Source organism: Rhizobium sp. GCM10022189 (assembly GCF_042656325.1).
GTDB lineage: Bacteria > Pseudomonadota > Alphaproteobacteria > Rhizobiales > Rhizobiaceae > Rhizobium.
The window spans coordinates 15141-35815 of record NZ_JBHSOR010000008.1; the positions used below are offsets into that span (position 1 = coordinate 15141).

At 62.8% G+C, this 20675-nt stretch carries 20 protein-coding genes; 2 read left to right on the forward strand and 18 right to left on the reverse strand.

Annotation, left to right across the window (positions count from 1 at the left end):
- Positions 1 to 79: 79 nt before the first annotated feature.
- The 15 genes from ACFPWW_RS07765 to urtA all read right to left on the reverse strand — a co-directional run bounded on the left by ACFPWW_RS07765 (position 80) and on the right by urtA (position 13419).
- On the reverse strand, positions 80 to 751 hold the full coding sequence (locus ACFPWW_RS07765; RefSeq protein ID WP_377311297.1) for an urease accessory protein UreF: 672 nt from the start codon (positions 749 to 751) through the stop codon (positions 80 to 82).
- 6 nt (positions 752 to 757) lie between these two features.
- Entirely contained in the window at positions 758 to 1327 is a 570-nt protein-coding gene (locus tag ACFPWW_RS07770; protein WP_113413563.1) for an urease accessory protein UreE, read from the reverse strand.
- Positions 1328 to 1424: 97 nt separating this feature from the next.
- The gene (locus tag ACFPWW_RS07775; RefSeq protein ID WP_377311298.1) at positions 1425 to 2288 is read right to left on the reverse strand and encodes a GGDEF domain-containing protein; all 864 of its coding nucleotides are present in this window, start codon (positions 2286 to 2288) and stop codon (positions 1425 to 1427) included.
- A gap of 560 nt (positions 2289 to 2848) precedes the next feature.
- Positions 2849 to 4561, reverse strand: a complete 1713-nt coding sequence (ureC, locus tag ACFPWW_RS07780; RefSeq protein WP_112753674.1) for an urease subunit alpha — start codon at positions 4559 to 4561, stop codon at positions 2849 to 2851.
- The gene (locus tag ACFPWW_RS07785; protein WP_377311406.1) at positions 4562 to 5200 is read right to left on the reverse strand and encodes a Urease operon accessory protein; all 639 of its coding nucleotides are present in this window, start codon (positions 5198 to 5200) and stop codon (positions 4562 to 4564) included.
- 16 nt (positions 5201 to 5216) lie between these two features.
- The gene (locus ACFPWW_RS07790; protein ID WP_113499446.1) at positions 5217 to 5627 is read right to left on the reverse strand and encodes a lysozyme inhibitor LprI family protein; all 411 of its coding nucleotides are present in this window, start codon (positions 5625 to 5627) and stop codon (positions 5217 to 5219) included.
- Between the two features lie 26 nt (positions 5628 to 5653).
- The gene (locus ACFPWW_RS07795; RefSeq protein WP_112562787.1) at positions 5654 to 5959 is read right to left on the reverse strand and encodes an urease subunit beta; all 306 of its coding nucleotides are present in this window, start codon (positions 5957 to 5959) and stop codon (positions 5654 to 5656) included.
- 10 nt (positions 5960 to 5969) lie between these two features.
- Positions 5970 to 6221 (reverse strand): DUF1272 domain-containing protein, encoded by a 252-nt coding sequence (locus ACFPWW_RS07800; RefSeq protein WP_112562789.1) that lies wholly within the window; start codon positions 6219 to 6221, stop codon positions 5970 to 5972.
- 10 nt (positions 6222 to 6231) lie between these two features.
- On the reverse strand, positions 6232 to 6534 hold the full coding sequence (locus ACFPWW_RS07805) for an urease subunit gamma (RefSeq protein WP_112705950.1): 303 nt from the start codon (positions 6532 to 6534) through the stop codon (positions 6232 to 6234).
- Positions 6535 to 6554: 20 nt separating this feature from the next.
- Positions 6555 to 7379, reverse strand: a complete 825-nt coding sequence (locus ACFPWW_RS07810; protein WP_112753670.1) for an urease accessory protein UreD — start codon at positions 7377 to 7379, stop codon at positions 6555 to 6557.
- Positions 7380 to 7555: 176 nt separating this feature from the next.
- The gene (gene urtE, locus ACFPWW_RS07815; protein WP_112562795.1) at positions 7556 to 8251 is read right to left on the reverse strand and encodes an urea ABC transporter ATP-binding subunit UrtE; all 696 of its coding nucleotides are present in this window, start codon (positions 8249 to 8251) and stop codon (positions 7556 to 7558) included.
- A gap of 221 nt (positions 8252 to 8472) precedes the next feature.
- Positions 8473 to 9228: an urea ABC transporter ATP-binding protein UrtD gene (gene urtD / locus ACFPWW_RS07820; RefSeq protein WP_377311299.1), complete on the reverse strand. Its 756-nt coding sequence runs from the start codon at positions 9226 to 9228 to the stop codon at positions 8473 to 8475.
- Positions 9229 to 9232: 4 nt separating this feature from the next.
- Positions 9233 to 10396, reverse strand: a complete 1164-nt coding sequence (urtC, locus tag ACFPWW_RS07825) for an urea ABC transporter permease subunit UrtC (RefSeq protein ID WP_113499450.1) — start codon at positions 10394 to 10396, stop codon at positions 9233 to 9235.
- Entirely contained in the window at positions 10393 to 12012 is a 1620-nt protein-coding gene (gene urtB / locus ACFPWW_RS07830) for an urea ABC transporter permease subunit UrtB (protein WP_377311300.1), read from the reverse strand. Before urtB ends, urtC begins: the two co-directional genes overlap by 4 nt.
- A gap of 114 nt (positions 12013 to 12126) precedes the next feature.
- Positions 12127 to 13419: an urea ABC transporter substrate-binding protein gene (urtA, locus tag ACFPWW_RS07835; RefSeq protein ID WP_377311301.1), complete on the reverse strand. Its 1293-nt coding sequence runs from the start codon at positions 13417 to 13419 to the stop codon at positions 12127 to 12129.
- Positions 13420 to 13638: 219 nt separating this feature from the next.
- On the opposite strand from urtA, the gene ACFPWW_RS07840 reads away from it, so the two are divergent.
- Both ACFPWW_RS07840 and ACFPWW_RS07845 read left to right on the forward strand, forming a co-directional pair.
- A complete protein-coding gene (locus ACFPWW_RS07840) occupies positions 13639 to 17022 on the forward strand; it encodes an ATP-binding protein (RefSeq protein WP_377311302.1) in 3384 nt (1127 codons plus the stop codon).
- Positions 17015 to 17926, forward strand: coding sequence for a response regulator (locus ACFPWW_RS07845; RefSeq protein ID WP_112562807.1), 912 nt, complete (start codon positions 17015 to 17017; stop codon positions 17924 to 17926). The genes ACFPWW_RS07840 and ACFPWW_RS07845 overlap by 8 nt, the downstream gene beginning before the upstream one ends.
- A gap of 19 nt (positions 17927 to 17945) precedes the next feature.
- On the opposite strand, the gene ACFPWW_RS07850 is transcribed toward ACFPWW_RS07845, so the two are convergent.
- The 3 genes from ACFPWW_RS07850 to ACFPWW_RS07860 form a co-directional block, all read right to left on the reverse strand.
- Positions 17946 to 18914, reverse strand: a complete 969-nt coding sequence (locus tag ACFPWW_RS07850) for a 2-hydroxyacid dehydrogenase (RefSeq protein WP_377311303.1) — start codon at positions 18912 to 18914, stop codon at positions 17946 to 17948.
- Between the two features lie 162 nt (positions 18915 to 19076).
- Entirely contained in the window at positions 19077 to 20198 is a 1122-nt protein-coding gene (locus ACFPWW_RS07855; RefSeq protein ID WP_112562811.1) for a branched-chain amino acid ABC transporter substrate-binding protein, read from the reverse strand.
- A gap of 119 nt (positions 20199 to 20317) precedes the next feature.
- Positions 20318 to 20671, reverse strand: a complete 354-nt coding sequence (locus tag ACFPWW_RS07860; RefSeq protein ID WP_377311304.1) for a DUF6867 family protein — start codon at positions 20669 to 20671, stop codon at positions 20318 to 20320.
- Positions 20672 to 20675: the final 4 nt, after the last annotated feature.

Genomic DNA, 20675 nt, shown 5'->3' on the forward strand with positions numbered 1-20675 from the left:
ACTCCAATCGAAGCCAGATGATAGCGAAGCGCTGCTTTCCCGCCACCGGCAAATGACGCAGATCTGCGCATAATCCCGCTCAGGAGCGGAACAGCCGCGTCTGCTGCGTTTCGTGGCGAAGCCCGGCAATATCGGCCTGAACCGTTGCCGAGCCGAGATCGTCGAGGCTGGAACCGGCAGCGCGCGCGGCAATTTCGATCACCCGCGCCTCCAGCCCGGCAAGGATGGCAACGCCATCCTTCTGCCCTGCCACGCCGAGCCGGATGCCGGCGGAGACGGCCTGGGAGAGATAGGCGTGAAGAAAGGCGGCAAGCGCCTTTTCGCGCCCGATCGCATGCGCCCCCGTCACGGCGCCGACGGCGACCGGATAGGCAGCCTTTTTCGGCAATCGGCCGAAGACCTCGTCCGGCCAGGCCTGAGCGGCCGTCAGGAAGGCTTCGCCGAGCAGCATCGTCTCCTGATGGCGCTCGCGAGAGCCGGCAAGTGCCGCGGCCAGTTCCACAAGCTCGGCAAGGCGGGCGGCGTCACCGTGATCGCGATGACTGGCCGCCAGCAGCACGGCGTCGTTCCAGACCGAGCCCTTGCCGATCAGCGTCTCCAGCCAGTGCCGCAGCCTATCGGCATCGCGAACGAGCCCGTCCGCCACGGCCCGCTCCAGCCCGCCGGAATAGGCAAAGGAGCCGACGGGAAAGGCCGGCGAAAGCCATGCCGTCAGGCGCAGCAGAGCCTGCAGCTCACTGTCTCCAGCCATCAGCCGTCAATCGTGCTTGTGCTGATGACCGTGGTGGTGGTCATGCCCGTGCCCGTGGTCGTGATGGTCGTGGTCATGATCATGATGCTCGTGATCGTGGTCATGGCCGTGGTCGTGATGATCGTGCCCGTGCGAATGCCCGCCGTGGGCATGATAGGCGCCGCGCGCCGGCTGGAAGGGCTCGTTGATATCGAGCACCATTGCGCCCAGACCCTGCAGCATGGTGCGGATGACGTGATCGCGCAGGATCAGGATGCGATCCTCCTCGATCTGCGCCGAAAGATGGCGGTTGCCGAGATGCCAGGCGAGTTCGATCAGATGCGCCCGGTCGCGGCCGCGAATTTCGAACAGCTTCTCGTCGGCAGCGAGGATCTCGATCAGCTCGCCATCCTCGCGCACCAGCATGTCGCCATTGGCGAACAGCACCGGCTCCTTGAGATCGAGCATCACCATCTCGCCGTTCTCCAGATGCAGGAGCTTGCGGCGCAGGTGCCGCAGGTCGTGCGGCAGCTTGACCTGTGCGGTCGGGTGAGAGGAAGGGGTGCCGGCGGGGAGATAGGAGGTGACGCGCTGCATGACATATCCGTTAATCTGGGACCTAGACCATGCAAAATAGCCCTTTGCGATGCAAGCACCAATGCACGTTTCGTAAACGCCCCGTCCGCAAACGGCTCTAGATTCCCGACGCCTGCAGCAGTTCCGCCTCGTCAGGCGCGACGCCCTGGACGCCGAGACCGTTTTCCACGAGCCCGTGCCAGGCGTGGTTGAGCCCCTCGCGCTCGTGGACGACGCGGTTGCGGCCGAGCGCCTTGGCAAGATAGAGCGCCTTGTCCGCGCAGGCATAGACCGCCTCCTTGTCGCGCCCCTCGTGCAGGTCGGCAATGCCGCCCGAGATGGTGATGGTGACCTCGTGCCCATCCGCCGGAATCGGCCGCGCGGCGATCTGCGCCCGCACCGCTTCGACGCGCGCCACCCGCTCCTGCGGTGTGCCGCCCTGCACGATCACGCCAAACTCCTCGCCGCCGAGCCGCGCCACGACCGAGGCCCCATCGAAAGCATCCGCAAGCATGACCGAGACGGCGGTGATGACGGCATCGCCGCAGCCATGGCCGAAACGGTCGTTGATCGCCTTGAAACGGTCGACGTCGAAAATGGCGAGGCAGGCATCCCCTTCCACTTTCTCCAGGGCATCGGTGAAAGCGCGCCGGTTCAAAAGCCCCGACAGCGTATCGGTGCGGCTGAGCTTTTCGAATTTGGCGCGCGATACGGTCAGGTCATGAATGGCGAAACCGGCCACGAGCGACAGCACGCCGGACACCATTCCGCCGATGAGCCAGGAAAGGATGATGGCAAAGACCATGGCCTGCCCGAGCGTGATCGGCAGCATTCCGATGAAGTCGAGCGGCGGCAGGGTTATCAGGATGATGAATCCGGAGAGAATGACCGCCAGAAAACTCATCTTCAGCGCGAAAGTATAAACGGTCCTGCGATGCTCGAAACTGCCGAGATCAGCCTGAAGCGATATCCAGTTTTCCATGAGAATCGACCTTCCTGCCCAGCGGTTCCAGGGCATTGATAAGATCGCAATTGCTGCGGGGGTCTTAATCCGATCACTAAAATTCGAGTGATTTCAGGGGATTCCACGCATCTGCTTTTTCTAGCAGGAAGTGCAACTTTTCGGGACAGGAATCACCACGATGGGAAACACATCTAAGCTTTTGACTTTAAACAGAATTTGGAGGAAGCACCGGGTGCCTGTTCCAGAATGGTCTATGGCTGAAAAACCACAGTCCATCCGCTGATTTCTACAACCAGTCAGAGAGTGATGTTCAGAATTCACTTTAAGAGGAACAATGGTCAGCAACCCCTCAGAAAGACAAGGGCCGAAACGGCAAAATAAGCGATCCTGTTCCCGACGCCATGGTTGCGCGCGAGCAATTATACTTCGCTTATAGAGGATAGCTGAACGCACCGCCGTCTGCGGCATCCGGTTCCGGAATCCGGTTTGCAGGCCGCTTTGCACAATGCGGCCGCAGCAGCGCGATCGCCCGTACCGGCCATCGCGCCGCCTTCAATCCGCGGACAGGCAAGACGCCCTCAGAACAGGAAATAGCGCTGCGCCATCGGCAGCACCGTCGCCGGCTCGCAGGTCAACAGCTCGCCGTTCGCCCGCACTTCATAGGTTTCCGGATCGACCTCGATCTCCGGCGTCAGGTCGTTGTGGACCATCGACGCCTTGGAGATGCCGCCGCGCGTGTTCTTCACCGCAACGAGATCCTTGGCGACGCCGAGGCGGCCCTTGAGGCCGGCATCGAGAGAAGCCTGCGAGACGAAGGTGACGGAGGAATTCGTCAGGCTCTTGCCGAAGGAGGCAAACATCGGCCGGTAATGCACCGGCTGCGGCGTGGGGATCGAGGCGTTCGGATCGCCCATCGGCGCCGCCGCAATCGAGCCGCCGAGCAGCACCATATCCGGCTTCACGCCGAAGAAGGCCGGATTCCACAGCACCAGGTCGGCACGCTTGCCGACTTCGATCGAGCCGATCTCATGCGACAGGCCGTGGGCGATCGCCGGATTGATCGTGTATTTTGCGACATAACGGCGGACACGGAAATTGTCGTTGTCGCCCTTCTCCTCTTTCAGGCGTCCGCGCTGGCGCTTCATCTTGTCGGCCGTCTGCCATGTGCGGATCAGCACTTCGCCGACACGGCCCATGGCCTGGCTGTCCGAGGAGATGATCGAGAAGGCGCCGATATCGTGCAGGATGTCTTCCGCCGCGATCGTCTCCTTGCGGATACGGCTCTCGGCAAAGGCAATGTCTTCGGGGATCGACGGCGACAGGTGATGGCAGACCATCAGCATGTCCAGGTGCTCGGCGATCGTATTGACCGTATAGGGCCGGGTCGGATTGGTGGAGGACGGAATGACGTTCGGCTGGCCGCAGATCTTGATGATATCAGGCGCATGGCCGCCGCCCGCACCTTCCGTATGGAAGGCATGGATAGTGCGGCCCTTGATGGCGCCGATCGTGTCTTCCACGAAGCCGCTTTCGTTCAGCGTATCCGTATGGATCATCACCTGCACGTCGTACTCGTCGGCAACCGACAGGCAGCAGTCGATGGCGCCGGGCGTCGTGCCCCAGTCCTCGTGCAGCTTCAGCGAGGTCGCACCGGCCAGCACCATTTCCTGCAATGCGCCGGGCAGAGAGGCATTGCCCTTGCCGGCAAAGGCAAGGTTCATCGGGAAGGCATCGGCCGCCTCGATCATGCGGGCGATATGCCAGGGGCCGGGCGTGCAGGTGGTCGCGAGCGTGCCGTGCGCCGGCCCGGTGCCGCCGCCGAGCATGCAGGTCAGCCCGCTCATCAGCGCTTCCTCGATCTGCTGCGGGGCGATGAAATGGATATGGCTGTCCATGCCGCCGGCCGTCACGATCTTGCCCTCGCCGGCAATCGCTTCCGTGCCCGGACCGACGATGATGTTGACACCCGGCTGCATGTCCGGATTGCCGGCCTTGCCGATCGCCGCGATGCGCCCGTCCTTCAACCCGATATCGGCCTTGTAGATGCCGGTATGGTCGACGATCACCGCATTGGTGATGACGGTATCGACAGCGCCGCCCGCCCGCGTCACCTGGCTCTGGCCCATGCCGTCGCGGATGACCTTCCCGCCGCCGAACTTCACCTCTTCGCCATAAGTGGTGAAATCCTTTTCGATCTCGATGAAAAGCTCCGTATCGGCAAGGCGCACCTTGTCGCCGGTGGTCGGACCGAACATGCCGGCATAAGCGGCGCGGGAGATCTTATAGGGCATCTATCGGGCTCCTTGCGAGGAAGAGACAAGCGGTTTTCCGGGCGGTTTTCCGGCAAGCCGCCTCAGACGGCCGGCGGCGATATAGGAATCGACGAGCTGCTTTTCGGCGGCAAAGGGGTGCCATTCCCAGCCCACATGGCCGAAGCCTGCCAGCGTCACCTCGTCGTCGGGAAACCTGTCGAGCACGTCGCCGATCACGATCATGCCGCTGCTCGGCACGACATAAGGCGCCGGCGAAAAGGCCGAAAGCGCCCGGTCGACGGCCTCATGAATCTGTTTCTCAACGACCCGATGCATCTTGCCAGCCTGCACGCAGAAGTCGTTGAATCGGCTCGTATAGTCATCGCAGAAATCGTCGAGTTCCGGATGCGATACGGCAAGCGGTGCGCGCATGGCCGCGAATTTTTTCGGGTCGCGCACGCTCCAGATTTCCGCGGCTTCGACGATACCCGGATGGACGCGCCAGCTCTCGGAACCGAGCATGGCCTTGGCGGGACGGCCGGTATTGCACACGGCAACCACGTCGGTGCGCGTGCCACCGGCGCCGTAAGAGCGGCATTCGTTGAAGCGGATGACGAAGTCGGCAGCGTCGATGATCTCAGCCCCGCCTTCCGCCACGTCTCCGTTGCCCACGATGATGATTGTCCTGCCCACCTTACTGGCCCATCCCGTCGGCGAGTGCTTTGAGTTCCCTGGTCCTGAGATCGGTCAGGTCGGCAAGGCAGCCCGCCACCAGCATCGGCTCCATCGTGCCGCCGCGGGCCTGAAAGCCGGAATTTTCGCACTGGGCGTCGCGATAGCTGATCCAGGCACGCTGCGCCTTGAGCAGTGCCTGCTCGGCGCCCTTCATATCGCCGTCGAGATCCTTGTCGATCGCCACCATGGCGGCGCGCGTCAGCTTGTACTGGGCATTGAGCGCCTTGTCGGCCGCGTCATAGCGTGCCTGCGCGCAACTCGTCATATCGGCCTGCGTCTGCGCATTGGCGCAATCCACGTCCTTGGCATGAGCGGCACCGGAGACAAGCAGCATCAGCGCCGCCCCGATGAGCCCGATCTTCAAGCGCATGTATTTCCTCCGTTATTTTCTTTTGATTAGAGCCGGCCCATCACCAGCTGGCGGAAGCCGTAGACTTCGCGCTTGCCGGAGAGCGGTATCAGCGTCACCGAGCGGGTCTGGCCCGGCTCGAAACGCACGGCCGTGCCGGCGGGAATGTCGAGCCGCATCCCGTGCGCCCTCTCACGATCGAAGGACAGGCCGGCATTGGTCTCGGCAAAATGATAGTGGCTGCCGACCTGCACGGGGCGGTCGCCGGTATTGGAAACTTCGAGCGTCACGGTCGGCGCTCCGGCATTGAGTTCGATCTCGCCGTCGGCGGCAATGATTTCGCCAGGGATCATCTGTGTCTCCTTAAGCCGCCTTGGGCGCGCAGCCCTCGGCCTTCAGTACGCGCTTCGTGGAAGCCGGATATTTCGCAAGCTTCGATGCGGGCCGGATCGGCCGGGCGGCGAAATTGCCGCCGCAATTGGGGCACACGCCGTTCAGCACGTCGGCGACGCAATCCGCGCAGAAGGTACATTCGAAAGTGCAGATCATCGCCTCCGCGCTGTCGGGCGGCAGGTCCTTGTCGCAGCATTCGCAATTGGGCCGAAGCTCCAGCATGGCTCCCTCCTCAGCGGATCGGTTGATGCACTGTCACCAGCTTCGTGCCATCGGGAAAGGTCGCCTCGACCTGCACGTCGTGGATCATCTCGGCAATGCCCTCCATCACCTGCTCGCGGCTGATGACATGAGCGCCGGCCTCCATGAGTTCGGCGACCGGGCGGCCGTCGCGCGCGCCTTCGACGACGAAATCGGTGATGAGGGCGATGGCTTCCGGATGGTTCAGCTTGACGCCGCGCTCCAGCCGCTTGCGCGCCACCATCGCGGCCATGGAAATCAACAGCTTGTCTTTTTCTCTCGGGGTGAGGTTCATCGTCTATCCGCTTGTTGAACTCATAGATTCCAGACTTTCGGCACAGGCGCTCCATTGCGCAAGGCGGAAATGACCGGGATGAGGATTTTTCTGAGCGCAAAACCATCGGCTGCGGCAAGGCGCACGATGAGCTTGTCGCTCCAGGCGCTCGCCCCGCCCATATGCCCCTCCACCAGCGGCCGCACCCTGGCAAGATAGGCTTCCGACTTCGGCCCCGCATAGAGCACCGTCGCAAAGGCCACCTGCCCGCCAAGCACCGCCTGCTCGGCCGCAAGCAGCGCCACGGCATCGGAAAGGCGCAGCTCCTCGGCATGGATCAGCCGGCTCGACCGGCGGATGCGCCAGCGATCGCGAAACAGCCCCGTCTCCATGGTCTCGCCCATCGCCTTGCGGCCGAGCAGGATGGCTTCGACAGCCAGGAATTCCGCACTGTCGTCCAGATCGACATCCAGGCGGCGAAACAGCGAGGCGCGATCGAAAAGGATCGTCTCCTGCGGCAGCCAGTCGACGCGGGCGCCCGACCCCACCTCGATCTGCGTCGTCACCTCGGCGGTACCGGCCGATGCCCTGTAGATCTTCTCGCAGGCCTGTGTGGTGACGTCGATGCGCGTGCCGGCACCGGCCGTCACGCTCCAGTTCATCCGGTCGCCACCCGTCAGCCCGCCGGCCGTGTTGATGATGACGGCCTCCATCGAGGCGTCGAACGTGTCCGGCAGGCGGATCTTCGCCGCGCCCTCCTGATAAAGCTCACGGATTCGCGTGCGCCCGTCCTGCATCCCGGCCGCAAGGTGCCCGCGTCCTTCCGCCCTCTGCGGTCTGGTGATGCCTGCCGCCACGCTCGTCATGCCACCCCCGTGCAGATGCCGTCCCGTCCGGCAACTTGCGTTGAATGTGTCCGGTGACTGGAAGAAAGCAAGTCCCGTGCCGCTTTCCGCAAGCCCGTATCCCCACCGGTCTTTCGCAGGGAGCTGACGGCGTCTGCCGCAAAATACGGCATCTGCCGGTGTGATCGCCAGAGAGGTCATACGGTCAGATGGCGGCGTGCTTCCGGCGTATCCAGCGTCTCGGCAAGGCCCTCATGCACGATCTCGCCGCGATCCATGATGTAGACGTAATCGGCAAGTTCGCGGCAGAAATCGAGATATTGCTCGACCAGCAGGATCGCCATGCCGGTGGAATCGCGCAGGTAACGGATCGCCCGGCCGATATCCTTGATGATCGACGGCTGGATACCCTCGGTCGGCTCGTCGAGCACGAGGATCTTCGGCCGCGTGACCATGGCGCGGCCGATCGCCAGCTGCTGCTGCTGCCCGCCGGAAAGATCGCCGCCGCGACGCGACAACATCGACTTCAGCACCGGGAAGAGGCTGAAGATATCGTCGGGGATGTTGCGGTCGCGGCGGCCAAGCGGAGCAAAGCCGGTTTCGAGGTTTTCCTTCACCGTCAGCAGCGGGAAGATTTCGCGCCCCTGCGGCACGTAGCCGATGCCCTGCTTGGCCCGGGCAAAAGGCGGCAGGCCGTTCAGCTTTGTCTCGTTGAAGGTGATCGTGCCCGCAGACAGCGGATGCTGGCCGGTGACGGCGCGCAGGAGCGAACTCTTGCCGACGCCATTGCGCCCGAGCACGCAGGTGATCTTGCCCATCTCGGCCTTGATCGAGATGCCGCGCAGCGCCTGGGCCGCGCCATAGTGAAGATTTGCGTTTTCGACTGTCAGCATGATGAGGTTTCCTGGTGCGCTGCGGATGCGAAAACCCCTCCCCAACCCCTCCCCACAAGGGGGAGGGACTGACCCGGAGCTGTCGCAGTGCTTTCCATACAAACGCTGGAAAGCTGGTAATCGTTGTCATGAACGATCGGCTGGGTTGAGCCCCTCCCCCTTGTGGGGAGGGGTTGGGGAGGGGTGACACACCCACCAACGTCAAATGTTTCCATCATCCCTCACCTGCCCAGATAGTTCTCGATCACCTTCGGATCGTTGCTGACGAAATCGATCGATCCCTCGGCCAGCACCGAGCCTTCCGCAAGACACGTCACCTTCACGCCGAGATCGCGGATGAAGCCCATATCGTGCTCCACGACGACGACGGACCGCGTCTTGGCGATGTCTTTCAGCAGGATCGCCGTTTCCGCCGTCTCGGCATCGGTCATGCCGGCCACCGGTTCATCGACGAGCAGCAGCTTCGGTTCCTGCGCCAACAGCATGCCGATCTCCAGCCACTGTTTCTGGCCGTGCGACAGGTTGGCCGCGAGCTCGTCGCGGCGATGCGTCAGCCGCACCGTCTCCAGGATTTCCTCGATGCGATCCCTGTCCTCGCCGGAGAGCCGGTAGAACAGCGTCGAAAACACCGTGCGCCGGCGGTTCAGCGCCAGTTCCAGATTGTCCCAGACCGTGTGGCTTTCGAAGACCGTCGGCTTCTGGAATTTCCGGCCGATGCCGAGCTGGGCAATATCGGCCTCGTCCTTCTTGGTGAGGTCGACCGTGCCGTTGAAGAAGACCTCGCCCTCGTCCGGCCGGGTCTTGCCGGTGATGATATCCATCATCGTCGTCTTGCCGGCGCCGTTCGGGCCGATGATCGCCCGGAGTTCGCCGGGTTCGATGACGATGGAGAGCGAATTCAGCGCCTTGAAACCGTCGAAGGAGACCGAGACACCGTTGAGATAGAGCACGCTGTTGGGTTTGACGTCGGGGATCATGGGTCTACTCCGCAGCCTGGATTTTTGCCTCGACGCCCTCTTCGGCAGCGGTTGGCGGCGCGCCCTTCGAAACCGGCTTCCGCTTGCCGAGATACTGGGCGATCGTGCCGACGATGCCCTTCGGCAGGAACAGCGTGACAAGCACGAAGAGGCCGCCGAGCGCAAACAGCCAGTAATCGGGGAAGAGGCCGGTAAAGATCGTCTTGCCGCCATTGACGAGGATGGCGCCGATGATCGGCCCGATCAGCGTCGCGCGTCCGCCGACGGCCGTCCAGATGACGACCTCGATGGAGTTGGCCGGCGCAAATTCACCGGGATTGATAATGCCGACCTGCGGCACATAGAGCGCGCCGGCGATACCCGCCATCATCGCCGAGACGACGAAGGTGAAGAGCTTGAAATGCTCGACACGGTAGCCGAGGAAGCGCGTGCGGCTTTCCGCATCGCGCACGCCGACCAGCACCTTGCCGAATTTCGAGCGGACGATCGCCGAGGCGATCATCAGCGACAGCGCCAGGAAGATCGCCGTCGCCGCAAAGAGCGTCGCACGCGTGCCGTCCGCCTGCACGTTGAAGCCAAGGATATCCTTGAAATCGGTCATGCCGTTATTGCCGCCGAAGCCCATGTCGTTGCGGAAGAAGGCAAGCAGCAGCGCATAGGTCATGGCCTGCGTGATGATCGACAGATAGACGCCGTTGACACGGGAGCGGAAGGCGAACCAGCCGAAGACGAAGGCAAGCAGGCCGGGCACGACGAGCACCATCAGCGCCGCAAACCAGAACTGGTCGAAGCCGTACCAGAACCAGGGCAGCTCCTTCCAGTTCAGGAAGACCATGAAGTCGGGCAGGATCGGGTCGCCATAGACGCCGCGCGAGCCGATCTGGCGCATCAGATACATGCCCATCGCATAACCGCCGAGCGCGAAGAAGGCGCCGTGGCCAAGCGAGAGAATGCCGCAGAAGCCCCAGACGAGATCGAGCGCCAGCGCCAGCAGCGCGTAGGTCAGGTATTTGCCGAACAGCGCCATGATATAGGTCGGCACATGCAGCGGATTATCCGCCGAGGTCGCCAGGTTGAGCACCGGCACCAGCACCGCGACCACCAGCAGCATGGCGATGGCAATGGAGATCCGGCGATCGAGAGACCGGAGAAGGAAGGCCGTAATCATGCTTCCACCGCCCTTCCTTTGAGTGCGAAGAGCCCGCGCGGACGCTTCTGGATGAAGAGGATGATGAGGACGAGCACCAGGATCTTGCCGAGCACGGCGCCGGCGAAGGGCTCCAGGAACTTGTTGACGACGCCGAGCGAGAGCGCCCCGACCAGCGTGCCCCAGAGATTGCCGACGCCGCCGAAGACCACGACCATGAAACTGTCGATGATGTAGCTCTGGCCGAGGTTCGGCGAGACGTTGTCGATCTGCGAGAGGGCGACACCCGCCATGCCGGCAATGCCCGAGCCGAGCGCGAAGGTGAAGGCGTCGACCCAGCCGGTGCGGATGCCCATGGACGAGGCCATGCGCCGGTTCTGGGTGACGGCGCGCATCTGCAGGCCGAAGGCGGAACGCTTCAGGAGCATCAGCAGTGCCACGAAGACGGCCATCGAGAAGACGATGATCCACAGACGGTTCCAGGTGATCGACAAGCCGCCGAGTTCGAAAGCGCCCGACATCCAGCTCGGGTTGCGCACTTCGCGATTGGTCGGGCCGAACACCGTGCGCACCGCCTGCTGCAGGATCAGCGACACGCCCCAGGTGGCAAGCAGCGTCTCGAGCGGCCGGCCGTAGAGATAGCGGATGACGACGCGCTCGATGACGAGGCCGACGAAGCCGGTGAAGACGAAGGCGGCAGGAACGGCAAAGGCCAGCGAATAATCCGCCATGCCGGGAAAGTTCGCGGTAATATATTCCTGCACGACATAGGTCGTATAGGCGCCGATCATCACCATCTCGCCATGCGCCATGTTGATGACGCCCATGACGCCGAAAGTGATGGCAAGGCCGATGGCCGCCAGCAGCAGCACCGAGCCGAGCGACAGCCCGTACCAGACGTTCTGGACGATATCCCAGAGCGCGAGGCTGCGGTTGATGGTGCTGACATGCGCCTGTATGGCCGGCTTGAGATCGTCAGGTGCGGTGGCAAGCGCGCTCGTCAGGATCGTCAGCGCATCGCGGCCACCGCGAGCGGCAACCGTATCGATCGCCTGTCTCTTCTCGTCGGCGCTGACATCGCTTTTCAGCACCATGACCGCACGCGCCGCTTCCATCGTGCCCTTGATCTCGGCGTCCTTTTCGCCGGCAAGCGCGGCATTCAGCAGGTCGAGATTGGCCGGATCGGCATCCTTCAGAAGCCCCTGGGCAGCCGCAAGACGGGCGCCGCGATCCGGGCTCAGGAGCGTCAGCTGGCTCATCATCGTGCCGATGAGCGTGCGCACGGAATTGTTGATCCTCACTTTCGACATCGTGTCGGGATCGATATCGGCAACGGCTTCGCCGGTAAGCGGATCGGAATAGGTGGGCTCGTCATCCGTGCCGCCCTGCACGAGCACAGGGCCGCCCGCGTCGGAATTGACGTAGAGAAGGCCGTCGCTCAGCTGCTGCAATATCTGGCTGACATGCGCATCCTTGGAAGCGACAAGCGCCTTGATGGCCGCCTCGCGCTCCGGAAAACCGCCGACGCCGAGCGCATCGACAAGCGCATGGATATCGTCCTGGGCCTTCAGGCCGGCCGTCAGCCCCGTGAGGCTCAGGCAAAGGGTCAAAAGAAAGATCTTGATGGCGCGATACATCGGCTTTCCCGCCTAAATCGTTGGCCTGTTTGGCAGCAACCGCTGGGGACGGAGCTTCCGCCCGGATCTGAAATCCGGACGGAAGTTCTTCTGGCTCATGTCGGACGGGCCAACTCAGGAACCCTTGCCGCCGCACTTGCCGGTGGCAACGTTGAAGTTGCCGCAGTTCATCGGCTTGCGCCAATCGGAGATCAGGTCCTTGGAGTCCGGCAGGAAGTCGGACCATTCGTCGCCGACGACCTCGGGGGTCTGCTGGACGATTTCGAACTGGCCGTCGGCCTGGATTTCACCGATCAGCACCGGCTTGGTGATGTGGTGGTTCGGCATGACGGTTGCGGTACCGCCCGAGAGGTTCGGGACGGAGACGCCGATAATGTGGTCGAGAACCGCATCCGTATCGGTCGTGCCGGCGGCCTGAACAGCCTTAACCCAGGCGTTGAAGCCGATATAGGCGGCTTCCATCGGGTCGTTGGTCACGCGCTTGTCGTTCTTGGTAAAGGCGTGCCATTCCTTGATGAACTTCTTGTTGATCGGCGTATCGACGGATTCGAAGTAGTTCCAGGCTGCCAGGTGGCCGACGAGCGGCTTCGTGTCGAGACCGGCAAGCTCTTCTTCGCCGACCGAGAAGGCGACGACGGGGATATCGGTTGCCTTGATGCCCTGGTTGCCGAGTTCCTTGTAGAAGGGAACGTTGGCGTCACCGTTGATGGTGGAGACGACGGCGGTCTTCTTGCCGGCCGAGCCGAATTCCTTGATCTTGGAGACTTCCGTCTGCCAGTCGGAGAAACCGAACGGCGTGTAGTTGATCAGGATGTCTTCCTTCGGAATGCCCTTGGATTCGAGATAGGCTTCCAGGATCTTGTTGGTCGTGCGCGGGTAGACATAGTCGGTGCCTTCGAGCACGAAACGCTTCACGCCTTCCGTGTTCATCAGGTAGTCGACGGCCGGGATCGCCTGCTGGTTCGGAGCGGCACCCGTGTAGAAGATGTTGCGCGAGGATTCTTCACCCTCGTACTGGACGGGATAGAAGAGCAGCGAGTTCAGTTCTTCGAAAACCGGCAGGACCGACTTGCGCGAAGACGAGGTCCAGCAACCGAAGACGGCCGCAACCTTGTCCTTCTCAATCAGCTCGCGGGCCTTTTCGGCAAACAGCGGCCAGTCGGAAGCCGGGTCGACAACGACGGCTTCGAGCTTCTTGCCAAGGAGACCGCCCTTCTTGTTCTGCTCGTCGATGAGCATCAGCATGGCGTCTTTCAGCGTCGTTTCGGAAATCGCCATCGTGCCGGAGAGCGAGTGCAGAACGCCGACCTTGATCGTGTCGTCGGCGGCAACCGCGCCGTGGAAGGCGGCCGATGCGGCCATGACCGCGCCGAGCGCAGCGCCCGTAAGTATGGATTTGAGATTCATCTGGTTGAACTCCCCTCTTCTTGTTCCGCAACAGGCCGGAAACGGAGATTAACTGCTGCTTAAAGAACTATCGGGTGCTGCATCGCAAAACCGTATACGTCGATTGACGTAACCGACGGGGCTAAATGTGCAGGTTTGCGCTGCACCGCACTCTTAAGCGCCGGGATGATCCGTGTTACGAAAGCGTCACAAGGGGAACAAGAAGCCTGAAGGAACCGCATGGCAGCGCGCCAACGCATCATTCCTGTGCGACGCGAATATAATCGCTGGGTCGCCAACCAGACGCTCGAAGACTATGCGCTGCGCTTTACCGCCAAGAGCGCCCGGCGCTTCTCCTCCCAGCGCATCTCGCAGACGGCGATCGGCGCCATCTCCTTCCTGGCGCTGGAGGCGATCGGCGGCGCCATCACGCTCTCCTACGGCACGACCAACGCCTTCTTCGCCATCATCGTCGCCTCCATCGCCATGCTGGCGATCGGCCTGCCGATCAGCCGTTATGCCATCCGCCACGGCGTCGATATCGATCTTCTCACGCGCGGGGCGAGCTTCGGCTATATCGGTTCGACCATCACCTCGCTGATCTATGCCAGCTTCACCTTCATGCTGTTTGCGATCGAGGCCTCGATCATGTCGGGCGCGCTGGAGCTGACGCTCGGCATACCCCTATGGATCGGTTACATTATCAGCGCCGTCATGGTGATCCCGCTCGTCACCCATGGCGTGCGGCTGATCAGCAAGTTCCAGCTGATGACCCAGCCCTTCTGGATCATCCTCAACATCCTGCCCTTCATCTTCATCGCCCTGATGGACTGGCAGCAATTCGATGTCTGGCGCGCCTTTGCCGGCATCCGCCATGCTTCCGGCCCGCCCGGCACGGTCGCCGATTTCAACCTCGTCGAATTCGGCGCGGCCTCGGCCGTCATCCTGGCGCTGATGTCGCAGATCGGCGAACAGGCGGACTTCCTGCGCTTCCTGCCGCCCGACCCGCAGCGCAAATGGCGCCATCGCCTTGCCGTCTTCCTCGCCGGTCCCGGCTGGGTCATCATCGGCGCGCCGAAGCTGCTGGCCGGCTCCTTCCTCGTCGTGCTGACCTTTACCTCGGGCGTGCCGGTCGACCGCGCCGCCGACCCGGCGCAGATGTATCTGACCGCCTTCGGCTACATGATCCCCTGGCACAATGCCGCGCTGCTCTTGATGGCCGCCTTCGTCGTCGTCTCGCAGCTGAAGATCAACGTGATGAATGCCTATGCCGGCTCGCTCGCCTGGTCGAATTTCTTCTCGCGCCTGACGCATAGCCATCCCGGCCGCGTCATCTGGCTGGTCTTCAACGTGGCGATCGCCCTGCTTTTGATGGAACTCGGCATCTACCGGCTGCTCGAGGAAACGCTCGGCATCTTCTCGATCATCGCCATGGCCTGGCTCTGCACCATCTCCGCCGACCTCTTCATCAACAAGCCGCTCGGCCTTGCCCCGCCCGGCATCGAATTCAAGCGCGCCCACCTCTACGACATCAACCCGGTCGGTCTCGGCGCCATGACGCTGTCGGCCGGCATCGCGCTCGTTGCCCATTTCGGTGTCTTCGGCTCGGTCGCCGCCTCGCTTGCTCCTTACATCACGCTGCTGATCGCGCTGATCGCCTCGCCCGCTCTGGCCTGGGCAACGAAAGGCAGGTTCTACCTCGCCCGCAAGCCGCGCCACGCCTGGAAGAGCCTGACCACCATCACCTGCTCCGTCTGCGAGCATCCTTTCGAGCCGGAGGACATGGCCTGGTGCCCCGCCTATGCCGCACCGATCTGCTCGCTCTGCTGCTCGCTGGACAGCCGCTGCCATGACATGTGCAAGCCGAACGCCCGCTTCAATGCGCAGGTCGGCGCCGTGGCAAAGACCCTGCTGCCGGAAACCATCGTCCAGAAACTGACCACCCGCCTCGGCCGCTACGGCATTGCGGTGGCGCTGGCGCTGACGGCGGTCGGCGCGATCCTTGCCATGATCGCCCATCAGGTGGCCTCCGCCTCGCCGGAGACGGCCGAAGTCGTCAACCGCACGATCCTGATCGTCTTCTTCGTCTTCTCGGTCATCGCCGGCATCGCCTGCTGGTTCTACGTGCTTGCCCATGACAGCCGTGTCGTCGCCGAGGAAGAGTCTTCCCGCCAGAACACGCTGCTTCTCAGGGAAATCGCCGCCCACAAGAAGACCGACGCGGCATTGCAGACCGCCAAGGAGGCCGCGGAAGCCGCCAACCGCGCCAAGAGCCGTTATGTCGTGGGCTTGAGCCACGAGCTGCGCACGCCGCTGAACGCCGTTCTCGGCTACGCCCAGATCCTCGAACGCGACGAAACGATCCCCACCCCGCGCCAGTCCTCCATCAAGGTCATACGCCGCAGCGCCGAACATCTCTCGGGCCTGATCGACGGCCTCCTGGACATCTCGAAAATCGAGGCCGGCCGCCTGCAGGTCTATTCGAACGAGATCAACATCCAGGATTTCCTCGACCAGATCGTCGACATGTTCCGCCCGCAGGCGCAGGCCAAGGGCCTCACCTTCATCCACGACCGTGCGCCGGCCCTGCCGCAATTCGTGCGGACCGACGAGAAGCGGCTGCGTCAGATCCTCGTCAACCTGCTTTCCAACGCCATCAAGTTTACGGACGAAGGCAGCGTCACCTTCGATATCGGCTATCGCAGCCAGGTCGCGACCTTCACCGTCTCCGATACCGGCCGCGGCATTGCCGAGAAGGACCTGACCCGCATCTACGAGCCCTTCCAGCGCGGTGAGGCCGAAAGCGTGCGTCCCATGCCCGGCCTCGGGCTTGGCCTCACCATCACACGCCTTCTGACCAACACGCTCGGCGGCGAAATCTCCGTCGCGAGCGAAAAGGACAAGGGCTCCACTTTCCGCGTCCGCCTCATGCTGTCGGCGGTCATGCGCCCCGCTGCCCCGCCGCAGGAGAAAAAGATCGCCGGTTATGACGGCCCGCGCCGCACCGTCGTCGTCGTTGACGACAACGAGGACCATCGCGAGATGATGCGTGAAATCCTCGCTCCCCTCGATTTCATCGTGCTGACGGCCGCAAGCGGCCCGGACTGCCTGACGCTGGTCGAAGGCATCGAGCCGGACCTCTTTCTCGTCGATATTTCCATGCCCGGCATGAACGGCTGGCAGCTCGTCTCGCGCCTGCGCGAGACGGGACGCACGGCGCCGATCCTGATGCTCTCGGCCAATATCGGCGATGCCGCCGCCCATGGCGACAGCGACGACAGCCACAACGATGCAATCGGCAAGCCCGTCGACATCAGGCAGCTGCGCGACAAGCTCGCTTTGCATCTCGGCTTGAAATGGCTTTATGCCGACGACCAGACACCGGCGCCGATGGCCGCCACCATGCCGCTCGGCAGCCCCGGCGCGGCGCATGTGCAGGAGCTGCTGCGCCTCGGCGAAATCGGCTATATCAGAGGTATAGAAGCCAAGCTCGCCGACCTTGCCAAGCTGGAGGCAAATCAGCCATTCACGGAAGAACTCCGCTCCTATGTCGCCGCCTTCGATCTCGCCGGCTTCATGGATTTCCTGCACAGGTTCGAAGAAAAGGGTGAAACCGTTGGCTGAGCTTCCCCGCGACATCGTTCTCCTGGTCGACGATTCGCCCGAGGCGCTCGGCTTCCTGACCGACGCACTGGAACAGTCTGGCTTTTCCGTGCTCATCGCCACGTCGGGTTCGGCCGCGCTCAACATCGTCGAGCGCATCACGCCCGATCTCATCCTGCTCGATGCGGTCATGCCCTCGATGGACGGTTTCGAGACCTGCCGCCGGCTGAAGGCCAATGCCGCCGTTGCCCAGGTGCCCGTCATCTTCATGACCGGGCTCACCGAAACCGAACATGTCGTGCACGCGCTGGAATCCGGCGGTGTCGATTACCTGTCGAAACCGATCAATATCGACGAACTGCGCGCCCGCATCCGCGTCCACCTGCGCAATGCCCGCTCGGCGCAGAGCGCCCGCGTGGCGCTCGATGCGGCAGGCCGCCATCTACTGGCCGTCAAGGGCGATGGCGCGATCCACTGGTCCACGCCGCAGGCAACCCGCCTCGTCAACGCCGCCATGGGCAGCGACGACGGCATGGAGGTCGTCTCCCGCACCATCGGCAACTGGATGCGGGAACGTGCCGCCGCTGCCCGCGACGCGCTCATCTCCATCGCCCATGCCGGCCAGGCCGCCCTGCAACTGGCCTTCCTCGGCGCCATCGGCCCGGACGAATATCTCTTCCGCCTGACTGCCGCCGGCAAGCGCAGCGACGACGAAGTGCTGCGCCAGCATTTTGCGCTGACCCAGCGCGAATCCGAAGTGCTGATGTGGATCGCCAAGGGCAAGGCCAACCGTGATATCGGCGAAATTCTCGGCCTCTCCGCCCGCACGGTGAACAAGCACCTGGAGCAGATCTATGTGAAGCTCGGCGTGGAGAACAGGGCATCCGCCGCCGTGAAGGCGGCGCATGTGCTGCACGAGATGTAGCAAATGAAAGGCGGCGCCTTCAGACCACCCGGTCCGGCACTTCCCGCCCCTCGAAGAAGGCGGTCACATTCTCCACGACCTTCATCCCCATCGCCGTGCGCGTTTCCTCCGTGGCACTGCCGAGATGCGGCAGCAGAACGACATTCTCCATGCGCCGCAGCGCCTCCGGCACATGCGGTTCCGCCTCGTAGACATCGAGCCCGGCGCCCCGGATCGTGCCGCTTGTCAGCGCCGCAATCAGCGCCGCCTCGTCGACCACGTCGCCACGCGCCGTATTGATGAGAAAGGCACCCGGCTTCATCGCGGCAAAGCGTGCCGCATTCATCAGGTGCCGGTTCTCCGCGCCGCCGGGGCAATGGAGGGAGACGAAATCGGAAGCCGCAAGCACGTCTTCCACCGAAGCAAGCTGGCGCGCGCCATAACGCGCCGCCTCGGCCGGATCGACCTTCGAGCGATTGAAGAACAGGACGTCCATGCCGAAGCCGAAATGGCAGCGCTGCGCAAACGCCTTGCCGATGCGCCCGAAGCCGATGATGCCGACGGTCTTGCCGCTCACCTTCGTGCCGATCATATGCGTCGGGCACCAGCCCTTCCATGCGCCGGCGCGCAGCTGTCGCTCCCCCTCCCCGCCGCGGCGTGCGACGGACAGGAGAAGCAGCATGGCAATATCGGCCGTGCAGTCGGTCAGCACGCCGGGCGTATTCGTCACGACGATGCCCTTCGCCTTGGCGCCGGCGACATCGATATGATTGAAGCCGACCCCGAAATTACCGAGGATCCTCGCGCGGACATCGCCGGCAAAAACCGAGGCCGGCAGCTTGTCGGAAACGGTCGGCAGCACCGCGTCATAGTCCGACACGGCCTGGCGCAACTCGCTTTCACCGAGCGGCACGTCATCGGCGTTCAGCGTCACGTCAAAACGCTCGGCGAGCACGGCCTCCACGGCAGCCGGCCAGCGCCGGGTCACGAGAATACGGGGCTTGGTCATCAATCTGGTTCCTCCATCCTTTGCTTCTGGCTTAGGCCATGAGGGCCGGGAATGGAATGGCCTTCGCCTGCCGCGACACCCAATCTTGCGCCGGCGACAAAACGAAGGAAGCCCGGTCGATGACCGGGCTTCCATGAAAGGCATTACTGCCGGAGGCTGAGATTAGTCGGCCTTCGGGAAGTAGCTGTACTTGCCGTCGTCGCCCTTCTTCCATTCGTACATGACGTAGCCCGGAAGCTTCGGATCGCCCTTTTCGTCGAAGGAGATATCGCCGAGAACGGTCGGGAACGGACCCTTTTCCTTCATGGCGCCGGCAACGGCTTCAGCGTCGGTCGAACCGGCAGCCTTGGCAGCAGCAGCGATCGTCTGCATCGCAGCGTAGGAATAGAGCGTGTAGGCTTCCGGGTTGAAGCCGGCGGCCTTGAACTTCGCAACGAGGTCCTTGTTGGCCGGGTTCAGCGTCGGATCCGGGCCGAACGTGTTCAGCGTACCGGCAACGGCGTCGCCAGCGATGGAAGCAAGTTCGTTCGAGACGATACCGTCACCCGAAACGAGCGTTGCCTTCAGGCCCTGATCGGCCGACTGGCGGATGATGAGACCGGCTTCGGTGTGCAGACCGCCCCAGTAGATGATCGATACGCCGGCTTCCTTCATCTTTGCGATGAGGGCCGAGAAGTCCTTGTCGCCGACGTTGACGCCTTCGTAGAGGGCTTCGGTGACGCCGGCGGCGTTCAGAGCCTTCTTGGTTTCGTCAGCAAGACCCTGGCCGTAAGGCGTCTTGTCGTGAATGACGGCGATCTTGGCATCCTTGAAGTGGTCTGCCAGATACTTGCCGGCAATCGCGCCCTGCTGGTCGTCACGACCGCAGGTACGGAACGTGTTCCACAGGCCACGCTCGGTGAAAACCGGGTTCGTAGCGGCCGGGGTGATTTCGAGGATACCGTTTTCGGCGTAAACTTCGGAAGCCGGGATGGAAACGCCCGAGTTGAAGTGGCCGATAACGAACTTCACGCCGTCGGCAACGAACTTGTTGGCGACGGAAATGCCCTGCTTCGGGTCGGAAACGTCGTCGCCGAGCTCGATCTTGATCTGCTCGCCGTTGATGCCGCCGGCAGCGTTGATGTCAGCGGCGGCCTGTTCGGCACCCTTCTGCAGCTGTGCGCCGAACGCGGCGTTCGCGCCGGTCAGCGGACCAGCAACGCCCACCAGGATGTCAGCTCGCGCGACGCCGCCGAAAGCGACGATCGCCGTCAGTGCCACTGCTGACAAGAGAGACTTCTTCATATTGTTACTCCCAATTTTTGGGCGGGTTGCTTCCAAGGCCTGACGCATACCCCACCTTTGACTGCGCCAGGAAAGCTGTTCCACTCTGAAGGCAATTCATGCCTAGTTTCAACGGGCTGTCAATGTTTCTCCTTCCACGAAAACGCGGAAGTTTTTTCGTACAGCCAGTAATAGTTGTTGACCATCTGGTTGGTGCGGCGATAGCGGAACCCGGCCGTCGAGAAGATCAGCAGCGTTACGAAATCGATGGCATAGAAGAAGGCGCTGAGCATCGGTCCGTCAAACAGCGCGTGGTGCAGGAACTGCATCACCCAGGCGAGCAGGAAAGTATAGACGACGGCCAGCGGATAGTTGCTCCAACCGTCCGCCACCGACCTGCCGGCACGCCAAGCCGTCCAGAAGCCGATGAGCACCACGAGCGCTCGGATGACTGTACGAGCGCCGACGTCGCTCTCGAAGAAAAGTCCCTGCATAATT